At 61.3% G+C, this 14,298-nt stretch carries 11 protein-coding genes; 6 read left to right on the forward strand and 5 right to left on the reverse strand.

The window, feature by feature from the left end:
• Positions 1 to 8: 8 nt before the first annotated feature.
• Positions 9 to 896 (reverse strand): UTP--glucose-1-phosphate uridylyltransferase GalU, encoded by an 888-nt coding sequence (gene galU, locus D4A92_RS01040; RefSeq protein ID WP_203017524.1) that lies wholly within the window; start codon positions 894 to 896, stop codon positions 9 to 11.
• A 195-nt stretch (positions 897 to 1,091) separates the two neighbouring features.
• Here galU and D4A92_RS01045 point away from each other — a divergent pair, with 195 nt between their 5' ends.
• The gene (locus tag D4A92_RS01045) at positions 1,092 to 2,303 is read left to right on the forward strand and encodes a lytic murein transglycosylase (protein ID WP_203017525.1); all 1,212 of its coding nucleotides are present in this window, start codon (positions 1,092 to 1,094) and stop codon (positions 2,301 to 2,303) included.
• Between the two features lie 111 nt (positions 2,304 to 2,414).
• Positions 2,415 to 3,635, forward strand: coding sequence for an SGNH/GDSL hydrolase family protein (locus D4A92_RS01050; protein WP_203017526.1), 1,221 nt, complete (start codon positions 2,415 to 2,417; stop codon positions 3,633 to 3,635).
• A gap of 70 nt (positions 3,636 to 3,705) precedes the next feature.
• Here the strand turns inward: D4A92_RS01050 and D4A92_RS01055 are convergent, their stop codons facing one another.
• From D4A92_RS01055 to gltB, 4 genes are read right to left on the reverse strand one after another with little or no spacing between them, the layout of a single operon-like run.
• The gene (locus D4A92_RS01055) at positions 3,706 to 5,160 is read right to left on the reverse strand and encodes a glutamate synthase subunit beta (RefSeq protein WP_203017527.1); all 1,455 of its coding nucleotides are present in this window, start codon (positions 5,158 to 5,160) and stop codon (positions 3,706 to 3,708) included.
• A 24-nt stretch (positions 5,161 to 5,184) separates the two neighbouring features.
• Positions 5,185 to 5,571: a type II toxin-antitoxin system VapC family toxin gene (locus tag D4A92_RS01060; RefSeq protein WP_348649885.1), complete on the reverse strand. Its 387-nt coding sequence runs from the start codon at positions 5,569 to 5,571 to the stop codon at positions 5,185 to 5,187.
• 8 nt (positions 5,572 to 5,579) lie between these two features.
• Positions 5,580 to 5,852: an antitoxin gene (locus D4A92_RS01065; RefSeq protein ID WP_203017528.1), complete on the reverse strand. Its 273-nt coding sequence runs from the start codon at positions 5,850 to 5,852 to the stop codon at positions 5,580 to 5,582.
• 58 nt (positions 5,853 to 5,910) lie between these two features.
• On the reverse strand, positions 5,911 to 10,629 hold the full coding sequence (gene gltB / locus D4A92_RS01070) for a glutamate synthase large subunit (RefSeq protein ID WP_203017529.1): 4,719 nt from the start codon (positions 10,627 to 10,629) through the stop codon (positions 5,911 to 5,913).
• A 413-nt stretch (positions 10,630 to 11,042) separates the two neighbouring features.
• On the opposite strand from gltB, the gene D4A92_RS01075 reads away from it, so the two are divergent.
• From D4A92_RS01075 to D4A92_RS01090, 4 genes are all read left to right on the forward strand, one after another.
• On the forward strand, positions 11,043 to 12,089 hold the full coding sequence (locus D4A92_RS01075) for a threonine aldolase family protein (RefSeq protein WP_203017531.1): 1,047 nt from the start codon (positions 11,043 to 11,045) through the stop codon (positions 12,087 to 12,089).
• 145 nt (positions 12,090 to 12,234) lie between these two features.
• Entirely contained in the window at positions 12,235 to 12,537 is a 303-nt protein-coding gene (locus tag D4A92_RS01080; RefSeq protein ID WP_203017533.1) for a BufA1 family periplasmic bufferin-type metallophore, read from the forward strand.
• 101 nt (positions 12,538 to 12,638) lie between these two features.
• Positions 12,639 to 13,523: an MNIO family bufferin maturase gene (gene bufB / locus D4A92_RS01085; RefSeq protein ID WP_203019780.1), complete on the forward strand. Its 885-nt coding sequence runs from the start codon at positions 12,639 to 12,641 to the stop codon at positions 13,521 to 13,523.
• On the forward strand, positions 13,513 to 14,292 hold the full coding sequence (locus tag D4A92_RS01090) for an HvfC/BufC N-terminal domain-containing protein (RefSeq protein WP_246754000.1): 780 nt from the start codon (positions 13,513 to 13,515) through the stop codon (positions 14,290 to 14,292). Before bufB ends, D4A92_RS01090 begins: the two co-directional genes overlap by 11 nt.
• Positions 14,293 to 14,298 lie beyond the last annotated feature (6 nt).

Below are 14,298 nucleotides of genomic sequence, written 5' to 3' on the forward strand. Positions count from 1 at the left end.
ATTTCATTTTACTTCAGTGCGGCCAGCAGTGCCTTCAAATTGTCCTCGATGGCCGGACGAATGTCGGATCGCTCGATGGCAAAGGCGACGTTTGCCAGGATGAAGCCGTCCTTGGAACCGCAGTCGAAGGTCTGCCCCCTGAAGTGGTAACCGGCGAAATCTTGGTTCTGGGCAAGCTTCAGCATGCCGTCGGTTAGCTGGATCTCGTTGCCGGCGCCACGCTCCTGGGTCGACAGGATCTCGAAGATTTCCGGCTGCAGGATGTAGCGACCGTTGATGAAGAAGTTGGAGGGCGCAGTCCCCTTGGCAGGCTTCTCGACCATTTGCGTAATCTTGAAGCCGCCTTCGAGCGCGTCACCGACGCCAACGATGCCGTATTTGTGGGCCTGATCCGGCGCGCATTCCTCGACCGCCACAATGTTGCCGCCGGTCTTTTCATAAAGTTCGACCATGCCCTTGAGGCAAGCCTTTTCGCCGCGCATAATCATGTCAGGCAGCAGAAGCGCGAAGGGTTCGTGCCCTACGATGTCGCGAGCACACCAGACGGCGTGTCCGAGGCCCAGCGGCTCCTGTTGTCGCGTGAAACTGGTTTGACCGGCGGTCGGCTGGAGTGAGTCGAGAAGCGAAAGTTCAGCGTTCTTGTTGCGGGCCTTCAGGGTCTGTTCGAGTTCGAACTGAATGTCGAAATAGTCCTCGATGACCGCTTTCCCACGGCCGGTCACGAAGACGAAGTGCTCGATCCCGGCTTCGATGGCCTCGTCAACCACATACTGGATGACCGGCTTGTCGACGACGGTAAGCATTTCTTTCGGAACCGCCTTGGTGGCGGGAAGAAAACGCGTACCGAGACCGGCGACGGGAAAAACGGCTTTACGGAGCTTTTTAGTCTGAACCACTCATTCCTCCTCGAGGATCTAAATCGATTAACGTCTTCATAACGCGGTCACGCCCAGTAACATACAATTGCTTCAAAATGGCAAAGGCAAAGCTTGGTCGGACAACGTGGTAAAGGGTTTGTTGACTGAACAGCATTAACCTGTGGTGAACAGCCTTGTTCCGGCTGCCAACTCAAGAATGCACGGGAGATGCCCATGAAAAGACACCGCCCCAGCCTGCTCGGCGCCATCGCGCTGACGCTGACGACAGCGCTCATCCCCATGGAAGCCTTCGCGGACGCCGGTTTCCAGAAGTGGATCCGCGACTTTTATCCCGTCGCCGCCAAGGAAGGCATCACCGAGCGGACCTATCGCCAGGCATTCAACGGCGTGACCGAACCAGACCAGTTTGTACTGGAAAAGGCTGCTTACCAGCCAGAGTTCAGGTCCCAGATCTGGGACTATCTGGATAGCCGCGTGAACCCTTACACGGTCAAGGTGGGCCAGGAGATGTTGGCCAAGCACGGGCGCCTGCTGACAGCCTTGGAAAACCACTTCGGCGTCGACAAGCACGTGCTGCTGGCGATCTGGTCGATGGAATCAAACTACGGCGCCGCCTTGGAGCGTCCCGATCGACTGCACAACGTGCCGCGTTCCCTGGCGACACTGGCTTATGCGGACAAGAGACGGGCAAAATACGCCCGTACCCAGTTGGTTGCCGCCTTGAAGATGCTGCAGAACGGTGACGTGACCAACAAAAACCTGATGGGTTCCTGGGCCGGGGCGATGGGCCATACCCAGTTCATTCCGACGAGCTACCTACTTTACGGCATTGACGCCGACGGCAACGGTAGCAAGGACATCTGGCATTCGATCCCGGACGCACTCGCCACCGCCGCCAATCTGCTTGCCAAGAATGACTGGCAGACCGGCCGCACCTGGGGCTACGAGATCGCCGTCCCGAGAGGGGGCCACAAATATGCGGGCCAGACCAAGACGGTTGCGCAGTGGCAGGCGCTGGGCTTCGCCCGTCCATCCGGCAAGGGTTTCAGGAACGGCAGCGAACGCGCCGAACTCAAGATGCTCGGTGGCGCCAACGGGCCGGGCTTCCTGATGACCAAGAACTTCTTCGTCATCAAGCGCTACAACGCCGCCGATAGCTACGCCCTTGGTGTCGGATTGCTGGCGGACGAGATTGCCGGCTATGGCGGCATGCAGCAGCGCTGGCCGCGCCCCGACGGTTCGCTCGACGTCAAGGAAAAGTTCGAGCTCCAGACCCGTCTTCAGGCGCTTGGCTATTACGATGGCAAGATCGACGGCAATTTCGGCTCTGGCTCGAAGGCGGCAATCACCGCCATCCAGCAGCGGCTCGGCATGTCCGTGGACGGCCAGCCTTCACGCGTCCTGCTCGATAAGCTGCGCAACTGATCCGGGGTCCGCAGCAAGCGCACCTGTTGACTTGGTATCCGCCGCGCTCCACAAACAGGAGAGCGCGGCGGATGCATTTTGAGCCCGCCGCTTTCGCCCATGGAGTGTGACTTGACGAGCCCGCGCGGAACCTTCGCCCGCCTCATGACGCTCGGTCTGGCGCTGACAGTCGTCGCGACCGCATTCATTACGACGTCTGCCGAAGCCCAGCAGCCGGAACGCCGCCGCACTCTCCTCGACCTGCTCTTCGGCGAACGCCAGCCGGCCTATGTCCCGCCACAGAACGTGCAGCGGCCGCGCGAAACCAATACCCGCAAGAAGACCAGTGGCAGCGTGACCACGATCAATACCCGGCCGCAATCCACCCGCGCGGTCGCCGCCCCCCCGCCGCCGCCCAAGCTCGACAATGCAAAGACAGTCCTCGTCCTCGGCGACTTCGTGGCAAGCGCACTCGGCGACGGATTGAAGACCGCCTTCGAGGACTCACCCGGCGTTGTTGTAGAGAACCGCACCAATGGATCCTCCGGACTGGTGCGTGACGATTTCTACGATTGGCCGGGCCAGTTGCCGGCACTCGTCAGCGATGTAAAACCGAGCGTCGTGGTCATCCAGATCGGCGCCAACGACCGTCAGCAACTGGTAACGCCGACAGGCCGCCTCGACTTCCGGACTGATCCCTGGTTCGCCGCCTATAGTGACCGGGTCGCACGCCTGGCCAGCGTGGCGGCAGAAACCCGCGTGCCCGTCATCTGGGTCGGGCTGCCAGCTTTCCGCCCGCAAAACATGACGGCGGACGCCCTGCGCCTCAACACCATCTATCGATCGAGCATCGAGAAGGTGAACGGCGAATTCGTCGACATCTGGGAAGGCTTCGTCGATCAGGAAGGACGCTTCATCGTCACCGGCTCCGACATCAATGGCCAGCCGGTGCGCCTGCGCGGCAATGACGGCATCGGCTTTACCGGCCCCGGCAAACGCAAGCTCGCCTTCTATGTCGAAAAATCCGTGCGCCGCTATCTCGGCGACATGACGAGCCCGGATATCGTCCGCCTCGACGCCAGCAATCTGCCCGAGCTGGTGACCCTGTCGCCATCGGAGAACAAGGCGATCGTCACCACCCCGCCGATCGATCTTTTCGATCCGGAGCTCGACGGCGCTGACGAACTGCTTGGCGGAACCGTGCCGGCCTCCTCGACCTTCCTCACGCCGCGCGACCAGCTCGTAAAGAACGGCCGCCTGCCGGATCCGCCGGTTGGTCGGGTGGACTATGTGAAGCGGCAGGCGGAGGTGGCGCCGACAGCCTCTCCCGCGCCGACCACGGCGACACCCTGATCCAGTCAATACGTCCAAAACAAAAGGGGCCGCTCGAAAGCGGCCCCTAATCGTTTGGCAAACCGTAGGCTCAGCGCGGCAGCACGCTCTCACCCATCAGCGCCTCGTCGATGGCGCGAGCGGCCTGGCGTCCTTCGCGGATCGCCCAGACGACCAGCGACTGGCCGCGACGGGCGTCACCTGCGACCCAGACCTTGTCGATCGAAGAACGGTAGTCCTTGTCGTTGGCAACGACATTGGTCGAGCCGCGACGGTCGGTGTTGAGTTCGAGCTTGCCGTCGAGATCCTTCAGCACGCTGTCGGTGAACGGGCCGGAGAAACCGATGGCGATGAAGGCGAGATCGGCCTTGATGATGAACTCGGTGCCGGGGATCGGCTTGCGGCGCTCATCGACCTGGCAGCACTTCACGCCGGTCAACACGCCGTCTTCGCCGACGAATTCAAGCGTTGCCACCTGGAATTCACGGTTGGCGCCTTCAGCCTGGCTGGACGAGGTGCGCATCTTGGTCGCCCAGAAGGGCCAGACAGCGAGCTTGTCTTCCGTCTGCGGCGGACGCGGACGGATGTCGAGCTGGGTCACCTTGACGGCGCCTTGGCGGAAGGCCGTGCCGACGCAGTCAGACGCCGTGTCGCCGCCACCGACGACGACGACATGCTTGCCGCCGGCAAGGATCGGATCGGCGGGCCAGCCGACGCTGTCGATGTTTTCGCGGCCGACGCGCCGGTTCTGTTGCACGAGATAGGGCATGGCATCATGCACGCCATGGAACTCGACGCCGGGAATGCCAGCCTCGCGCGGCGTTTCCGAACCACCGCAATAGAGGACTGCGTCGTAATCCGCGCGCAGCTTCTCGACGGTCACGTCGACGCCGACATTGACGCCGCAATGGAAAGTGACATTTTCGCCCTGCATCTGCTCGACGCGACGATCGATGAAGTTCTTCTCCATCTTGAAGTCCGGAATGCCGTAGCGCAGCAGACCACCAGGCTTGGTTTCGCGCTCGTAGACATGCACCTCGTGGCCGGCGCGGCCGAGCTGCTGGGCGGCGGCGAGACCAGAGGGACCGGAGCCGATGATCGCGACCTTCTTGCCGGTGTGGATCGTTGCCGGCTGCGGCACGATGAAGCCGAGTTCATAGGCCTTGTCGGCAATCGCCTGCTCGACGGTCTTGATGGCGACCGGCGTGTCCTCGAGGTTCAGCGTGCAGGCTTCCTCGCAAGGAGCCGGGCAAACACGACCGGTGAATTCCGGGAAATTGTTCGTCGAGTGGAGGTTGCGGATCGCCTCCTCCCACTTGTTGTTGTAGACGAGGTCGTTCCAATCAGGGATCTGATTATGCACCGGACAGCCGGTCGGACCGTGGCAATAGGGAATGCCGCAATCCATGCAGCGCGCCGCCTGCTTCGTCACCTCGGCATCCGACATGGGGATCGTGAATTCGCGGAAATGGCGGATGCGGTCGGAGGCCGGCTGATACTTCGCCACCTGCCGGTCGATTTCCATGAAACCTGTAACCTTGCCCATGTCTACTTTCCTCAATCTCCGCCGCTATCGCAGCCAGTTCTCGATCTGCAATCCCGGAACCCGGGAAAACTCACTTTCGTTGTTCGTCACCAGCACAGCGTCCAGCGCCAGCGCATGTGCCGCGATCCAAAGGTCATTTGGACCTATATTTTTGCCCTGCCGCAGCGCCAGCCGGACATCGGCATACCGTTGGTCTGTCGGCAGTTGAAGGGGCGCCACATAGAGGCGCCGCGTTACCGCTGACACCTTCTGTGATAGCTCCTCGGAGCCATTCTTCTTCACGCCGTACCAGATCTCACCATGGGTGATGATGCTGATGAAGGCGTTCTCCTCGCCAACCTCGAGAAGCCGTTCGAGCACCTTTCCACGCGGATCCCTCACGATCGCCGAAACGATGTTGGTATCGAGCATGTACCGCATCAGATCTCGACCTCGCCGAGCGGTGCCAGATCATCGTCATTCTCAACGAAATCCTCTCCGCTCCAGGCTTCCGCCTGCTTGAGATACTCGATCAACCCGGCAGTCACTGCCGTCCGCATCAGGATTGAACCATCCGGTTGCCGCACCATGATGGCGCGATCACCTTCAAGATCGAATTCCTTCGGGATGCGAACAGCCCGGCTTCGACCATTCTTGAAGATGGCGACTGCAACCTCGCCACCTTCACCAGCGTCTTTCAAATGCTCGTTCATATCGGACCCCACGTTTGTGATATGCTGACAGCATATCACAACATTTGGACCTGTAGAACTATTCCGCAGCCACGCCCATGCGCATACGTTCCATCTCCTCAAGCGCACGGCGGTATTCCACCGGCATGACCTTGCGGAACTTCGGACGATACTCGGCCCAGCTGTCGAGGATCTGCTTGGCACGGTTCGAGCCCGTATAGTGCAGATGGTTCGAGATCAGCTGGTAGAGGCGCTCCTCGTCGTGGCGGGTCATGTCGCCCGACACGTCAACAAGGCCCTTGTGCATGAGGTCGCCGCCGTGGTGGTGCAGCTTCTCCAGCATGTCGTCCTCTTCCGGAACCGGCTCGAGTTCAACCATGGCCATGTTGCAGCGCTTTGCGAAATCGCCGCTCTCGTCGAGCACGTAAGCCACACCGCCCGACATGCCGGCTGCGAAGTTGCGGCCGGTTTCACCGAGCACGACGACCACGCCGCCCGTCATGTATTCGCAGCCGTGGTCACCCACGCCCTCGACGACGGCAATCGCACCCGAGTTACGCACAGCGAAACGTTCGCCGGCCACACCACGGAAATAGCATTCGCCGGAGATCGCGCCGTAAAGCACGGTATTGCCGACGATGATCGAGTTCTCCGCGATGATACGGGCATTCTCCGGCGGGCGCACCACGATGCGGCCACCCGAAAGGCCCTTGCCGACATAGTCGTTGCCATCGCCCACGAGATCGAAGGTGATACCGCGCGCGAGGAATGCGCCGAAGGACTGACCGGCCGTGCCGTTCAGCGTGACATGGATGGTGTCATCCTTCAGCCCCTTGTGGCCGTAGCGCTTGGCGACTTCGCCAGAGAGCATGGCACCGGCCGAGCGGTCGACATTCTTGATATCGACGTCGAAGACGACAGGCTGCTTGGCCTCCAGCGCCGGCATCGCCTTCTCGATCAGCTTGCGATCGAGAATGTCGATGATCGGATGGTTCTGACGCTCGGTCCAGTAGGTGGCGGACTTCGGCGCATCGACCTTGTGGAAGATCTTCGAGAAATCGAGCCCCTTGGCCTTCCAGTGGGCGAGCATCTCGTCCTTTTCCAGAAGCTCGGAAGCACCGATGATCTCGTCGAGCTTGGTCACGCCAAGCGACGCCAGGATCTCGCGCACTTCTTCAGCCACGAAGAAGAAGTAGTTGATCACGTGCTCGGGCGTGCCCTTGAAGCGCTTGCGCAGAACCGGATCCTGGGTGGCGACGCCAACCGGGCAGGTATTGAGATGGCACTTGCGCATCATGATGCAGCCGGCCGCAATCAGCGGAGCCGTCGCAAAGCCGAATTCGTCGGCACCCAGCAGCGCGCCGATAATGACGTCACGGCCGGTCTTCAGACCACCGTCGACCTGCAGGGCGATGCGTGAACGCAGACCGTTGAGGACCAGCGTCTGCTGTGTCTCGGCAAGACCGATTTCCCATGGCGAACCGGCGTGCTTCAGCGAGGTGAGCGGCGATGCACCCGTGCCGCCATCGAAGCCCGAGACCGTGATATGGTCGGCGCGTGCCTTGGCAACGCCAGCGGCAACCGTGCCGACGCCGACTTCCGAGACCAGCTTGACCGAGACATCGGCTTCCGGGTTGACGTTCTTCAGGTCGTAGATCAGCTGGGCCAGATCTTCGATCGAGTAGATGTCATGATGCGGCGGCGGCGAAATGAGGCCAACGCCCGGCGTCGAATGACGGGTCTTGGCAACCGTCGCATCGACCTTGTGGCCGGGCAGCTGGCCGCCCTCGCCGGGCTTTGCACCCTGGGCGACCTTGATCTGCAATACGTCGGCATTGACCAGGTATTCGGTGGTCACACCGAAGCGGCCTGATGCGATCTGCTTGATCGCCGAACGCTCTGGGTTCGAGGAACCGTCAGCGAGCGGGAGGTAACGATCGCTTTCCTCGCCACCTTCACCTGTGTTCGACTTGCCGCCGATCTTGTTCATGGCAATCGCGAGCGTGGTATGCGCCTCGCGGCTGATCGAGCCGAAGGACATGGCACCCGTCGAGAAGCGCTTGACGATATCGACAGCAGGCTCGACCTCGTCGATCGATACAGGCTTGCGTCCGAGGTCTTCGGCCTTCTTGATCTTGAACAGGCCACGGATGGTGTTCATCCTGAGATTGCTGTCATTCACCATTTCGGCGAATTCGCGGTATCGGTCCTGGCTGTTGCCGCGTACGGCATGCTGCAGCGACGCGATCGAATCAGGGCTCCAGGCATGGTTTTCGCCACGCATGCGGTAGGCATATTCACCGCCGACATCGAGCGTGCTGGCGAGAACCGGATCCTTGCCGAAGGCCGAGAGGTGACGAGTGACCGTTTCCTCGGCGATCTCCTCGAGGCCGATGCCCTCGATGGTCGTCGCGGTGCCGAAGAAATACTTGTCGACCAGCGCCGATGAAAGACCAATCGCGTCGAAGATCTGCGCTCCGCAATAGGACTGGTAGGTCGAGATGCCCATCTTGGACATGACCTTCAGAATGCCCTTACCCACAGCCTTGATGTAGCGATAGACGACTTCGTCTTCAGACACTTCCTTGGGGAATTCGCCATGCTTGTGCATGTCGAGCAGCGTGTCGAAGGCGAGATAGGGGTTGATCGCCTCGGCGCCGAAGCCCGCGAGACAGCAGAAATGATGCACTTCGCGCGGCTCGCCGGATTCGACCACGAGACCGACCGAGGTGCGCAAACCCTTGCGGATCAGGTGGTGATGGACGGCAGCGGTCGCGAGCAGCGCCGGGATGGCGATCCGGTCCGGGCCAATCTGACGGTCGGAAAGCACGATGATGTTGTAGCCGCCGCGCACGGCCGCTTCCGCCCGCTCGCACAACCGATCGAGCATTTCCGGCATGCCTTCGGCACCACGGCTGACATCATAGGTGAAGTCGAGCGTCTTGGTATCGAAGCGATCCTCGACATGACCGATCGAGCGGATCTTTTCCAGATCGCCATTGGTCAGGATCGGCTGACGCACTTCCATGCGCTTGGCATTCGCCATGCCTTCATGGTCGAGGATGTTCGGGCGCGGACCGATGAACGAGACGAGGCTCATGACGAGCTCCTCGCGGATCGGATCGATCGGCGGGTTGGTAACCTGAGCGAAGTTCTGCTTGAAATAGGTGTAGAGCAGCTTCGACTTCGTCGACATCGCCGAGATCGGCGTATCGGTCCCCATCGAACCAATCGCTTCCTGGCCAGTCGTCGCCATCGGCGACATCAGGAGCTTGGTGTCTTCGGTGGTGTAGCCGAAGGCCTGCTGACGATCGAGGAGCGACACGTCGCGGCGAAGCGCGCGCGGCTCTACCGGCTTCAGGTCTTCGAGGATCAGCTGGGTGCGATCCAGCCACTCGCGATACGGATGGCTCTTGGCAAGGCTCGACTTCACCTCTTCGTCCGAGATGATGCGACCTTCCGCCATGTCGATCAAGAGCATCTTGCCCGGCTGCAAACGCCACTTCTTGACGATGCGCTCTTCCGGCACCGGCAGAGTACCGGCTTCGGAAGCCAGGATGACGCGATCGTCGTCAGTCACCAGATAACGGGCCGGACGCAGGCCGTTGCGGTCGAGCGTCGCGCCGATCTGGCGACCATCGGTGAAGCAGACGGCAGCGGGGCCATCCCACGGCTCCATGAGAGCGGCGTGATACTCGTAGAAGGCCTTCCGTTCAGGGCTCATCAGCTGGTTGCCTGCCCAGGCTTCCGGGATCAGCATCATCACGGCATGCGCGAGAGAATAACCGCCGCGCTGCAGGAACTCGAGCGCGTTGTCGAAACAGGCAGTGTCCGACTGGCCTTCGTAGGAGATCGGCCAGAGCTTGGAGATGTCATCACCGAACAGCGGCGAGGACACGGACGCCTGACGCGCCGCCATCCAGTTGACGTTGCCGCGCAGCGTGTTGATTTCGCCGTTATGGGCGACCATGCGGTAGGGGTGCGCAAGCTTCCACGACGGGAAGGTGTTGGTCGAGAAGCGCTGGTGCACGAGGGCAACGGCCGACTCGAAGCGCGGATCGGCCAGATCCTTGTAATAGGCGCCAACCTGATAGGCGAGGAACATGCCCTTGTAGACGATCGTCGAGGACGACAGCGACACGGGATAGAAGCCGGTTTCCTGGCCGCCATACTGATCGTAGATGCGGTTGGAGATCACCTTGCGCAGCAGGAACAGGCGACGCTCGAAGGCGTCCTGGGTTGCGGCATCACGACCAGCACCGATGAAGACCTGGATCTGCCGCGGCTCGGTTGCAGCAATCTCGGGCGCTTTGGACAGCGACGAGTTGTCGACCGGCACGTCGCGATAGCCGAGCAAGCGCTGACCTTCGGACTGACAGACCTCGGCGATCACCTGCTTGAAATGCGCGATCTGCTGTTCGTCCTGCGGGAAGAAGAAGTGACCGACGGCATACTCGCCCGCCTTCGGCAGCGTGACACCCTGGGCGGCCATCTCTTCGCGGAAGAAGCGGTCGGGGATCTGCACGAGAATGCCCGCGCCATCACCCATCAAGGGATCTGCGCCGACGGCGCCGCGATGGGTGAGGTTTTCGAGGATGAACAACCCGTCCTTGACGATCTGATGCGACTTCTGCCCCTTCATATGGGCGATGAAGCCAACGCCACAGGCGTCATGCTCGTTGCGAGGATCGTAGAGACCCTGTTTCAGAGGCAGACCGGTGCGCGCGATCGCCGTCTCGGCGACCGCTTCCGCACTGGCGGACCGCATGATCTCTTCGGATGACGGAATCTTCGTCATGACCTTTACCTCCGTTGAAGCCGGACTGGCCGGGCTGATTGGACCCATCTCAGGCACTGATGGGCGCCAGCGACGACCATCCAATCCTACGCGGATCGACTGACCACCCCATGACGCCCGAAAACACATCGCCTTCGAAACCGGAATTAGGTCAACTAGTCTGACCTAATTTCTGCTGTTCCTATGACAGAAAGTAAACGCTCATGCAAGAGTTGCCCAGGAAAATTAACCGGACAAAGGATGCGAAATTACGACACAGGGGCAACGGGCGAAATTTTATTACGCCAATTGCCATGGCTGCATCACCTTATTGCGGAGTTGACACGCTTTATCCGCGTTACGGCCGGGCCACATTGATAGCCATGCGGAAAGAGATAAAGTCCCTGGCATCACTCCCGCCTCAGGATAATGCCATGCACTTCGCTTCAGACAACTGGTCCGGCGCCCATCCCAGGATCGCCGAAAGCCTCACCCGCCATGCCCAGGGCTTCGCCTCCGCCTATGGCACGAGCGACCTGGACAAGGCAGTGGAAGACCAGTTCAGCACCATTTTTGAACGCGAGGTTGCGGTCTTCTTCGTGGCAACCGGCACCGCTGCCAATTCGCTGGCGCTCGCCAGCGTCGCCAAGGCCGGAGGCGTCAGCTTCTGTCACGCCGATGCACACGTCAACGCCGACGAAGGCGGCGCGCCGGAATTCCTGACCGGCGGTACACGGCTATTCGGCGTGGAGGGCGCAGAAGGCAGGATCGACCCACAGGCACTGGAGGCCGCGATAGCCCGTTTCGAGCCGGCGTCTCCCCATCACGGCCGCGCTATGGCCGTCACCGTGACCCAGGCGACCGAAGTCGGCACGGTCTACACGCTCGAAGAGCTCGACAGGATCGCGGCGATCGCGAAGGCGCGTGACCTGCCGCTGCACATGGATGGCGCGCGATTCGCCAATGCCCTCGTCGCACTTGATGCAACGCCGGCAGAGATGACCTGGAAGCGCGGGGTCGACATTCTCTCCTTCGGCGGCACCAAGAACGGCTGCTGGTGTGCCGAAGCCATCGTCTTCTTCGATCCCGAAATGGCGGCCGACATGCCCTTCATCCGCAAGCGTTCCGCCCAGCTCTTTTCCAAGAGCCGCTTCATCTCGGCCCAGCTCGAGGCCTATCTCGACGGCAACCTCTGGCTGGATCTCGCGGGCCATTCGAATGCCATGGCCGACCGCCTGCGATCGGGTCTCGCAGCGAAGAACACCGCTCGCCTTGCCTGGGACACCACAGCGAACGAGGTCTTTGCCGTCATCGAAAAATCCTCTGCCGAACGTGCCCGTGCCAAGGGGGCGAAATTCCATGAATGGCAGCCCCCGCACGGATGGCTTCCCTTGCCGGCCGAGAACGAGGTCCTAGTTAGACTGGTGACCAGCTTTGCAACGACAGTAGAAGACGTAGATCAATTCTTAGAAGTCGTCTGAGCCCAAGGTTTCTTACAAATAAATCGCGCACGTTTTACACAAAAAACCTTGATTTTTCAAAGACACAACTCCTCGACATGATGCGTTTGCCAGCCCCGTTGAGGGCTTCAACGACACCACGCATCACGATCCGAGGAGACATTTCATGACCAAGACCGCCATCAATACGGCCGCCCTCGCCGCCGCCGTCACCATGGCCATCGGCAGCGCCGCCCTTCTGTCCGGCCCAGCCGTCGCCCAGGAAAAGGAACGCTGCTTCGGCGTTTCCATGGCCGGCAAGAACGATTGCGCCGCCGGCCCCGGCACCACCTGCGCCGGCACATCCAAGGTCGATTATCAGGGCAATGCCTGGACCTATGTCGCCAAGGGCACCTGCACCGCGATGGCGCTTCCGGATGGCCGTATGGGCTCGCTCGAAGCCCTCGACCGCGACCTTCCGAAGGCTTGAGACAGCACGGCACCTGCGGCTCGTCCGCAGGTGCCGCCCCGCTTTCCTTTCCAGGACGAACGCTTGAGGAGCCGGCAGTGTCTGTCCACCCCGCCTTAGAGATCACCAACCGTCACGGCACTGCCGCCCGCCTCCCCTGCCGTGCAGGCGCAGGCTTCAAGCCTCAGCATGCCGACGCAATTCTCGCGGATGATTTCCGCATAGGCTTTCTCGAAGTGCATGCCGAAAACTACATGGGCGCCGGCGGGCATCCACACCGCATGCTAACCCGCATGCGCGAGGACTTCCCGCTTTCGATCCACGGCGTCGGCCTCTCGATCGGCAGCCCGACCGGCCTGGACCCGGAGCATCTCGCACGCCTCAAGACGGTCGTCGACCGCTACCAGCCGGAACAGGTGTCGGAACATCTCGCCTGGTCCACCCATGAAAGCCACTTCTTCAACGATCTCTTGCCCGTACCTTATGACGCAGCGACGCTGAACAGGGTCTGCGACCACATCGACCAGGTACAGGAGACGCTAGGACGCCGGATCCTGCTCGAGAACCCGTCGACCTATCTCGGCTTTGAAGCCTCCACCATGAGCGAGACGGACTTTATTCGGGCGATTGCGCGCCGCACTGGCTGCGGCCTTTTGCTCGACATCAACAATGTTCATGTGTCGGCCACCAATCACGGTTACGGCGCCCGCGACTATCTCGCCGATTTCCCACTCCTCTGCGTCGAGGAGATTCATCTGGCCGGCCATGCGGCAGATATCGACGATGCCGGTCTCCCGCTGCTGATCGACAGCCATGACCGCCCCGTCAACGATCTCGTCTGGGATCTCTACGCCCATGTCATCGGCAAGCTCGGCCCCCTGCCGACTCTCATCGAATGGGACAATGAAGTGCCCGACTGGTCCGTCCTCAAACGCGAGGCGCAACTGGCCGAGGCGATTCTCGACCGCCATGTCGCGGCCGATCTGGGACTTCGCCATGCGTCCTGACCCAGTCTCCAGCGGCGCCTTCGCTGAAGCGCTTTTCGCACCGGATCTGCCTTCTCCGGAAGGGTTGACGGGTCGCGAAGAGACGCGACCGCAACGCCGCTTCTCGGTCTACCGCAACAATGTCACCGTCTCGCTGGTCGATGCTCTCGCTTCAATCTTTCCGACGGTCCAGAACCTTGTTGGCGAAGACTTTTTTCGCGCCATGGCCCGATTCTATGTGGCCGCCCATCCGCCCACCTCTCCCCTGCTCTTCACCTATGGCGAGAGCTTTCCCGCGTTTCTCGAGTCCTTCCCGCCGGCGGCGGACCTGCCCTTTCTTGCAGATGTCGCCCGTGTCGAGCGGCTCTGGCTCGATGCCTATCATGCAGAGGACGTCGCCCCCTTCGATCCGGCAGCGCTTGCACAAATCCCGGCTGAGGAACTGGCAAACATACGCTTTCGGCCTCAGCCAGCGACGCGCATGAGCCGCCTCGGTCACGCCGCCGGCACCATATGCCGCCTTGACCGGGCCGGCATGCCGCTGGACGGCGTGAACCCGCTTCGAGAAGAAGCCGTGCTCGTCACCCGTCCGGCCTTCGATGTTTCGATCGAAATCCTGCCCTTGGGCGGGGCTACCTTCTTTGAAAGACTTCTCAGCGGCCATGCGCTCGGCGACGCCTGTCTCGCGGCCGGAGAGGAAGCCGCCGACATCCCTGCCCTTATCGGCCTTGCCCTCACTTCGGGCGCATTTGCCACGATCGACCTTCTCCCGGAAAGCGAAAGACCATGACATCTG

Source organism: Rhizobium rosettiformans, assembly GCF_016806065.1.
Classification (GTDB): Bacteria; Pseudomonadota; Alphaproteobacteria; order Rhizobiales; family Rhizobiaceae; genus Allorhizobium.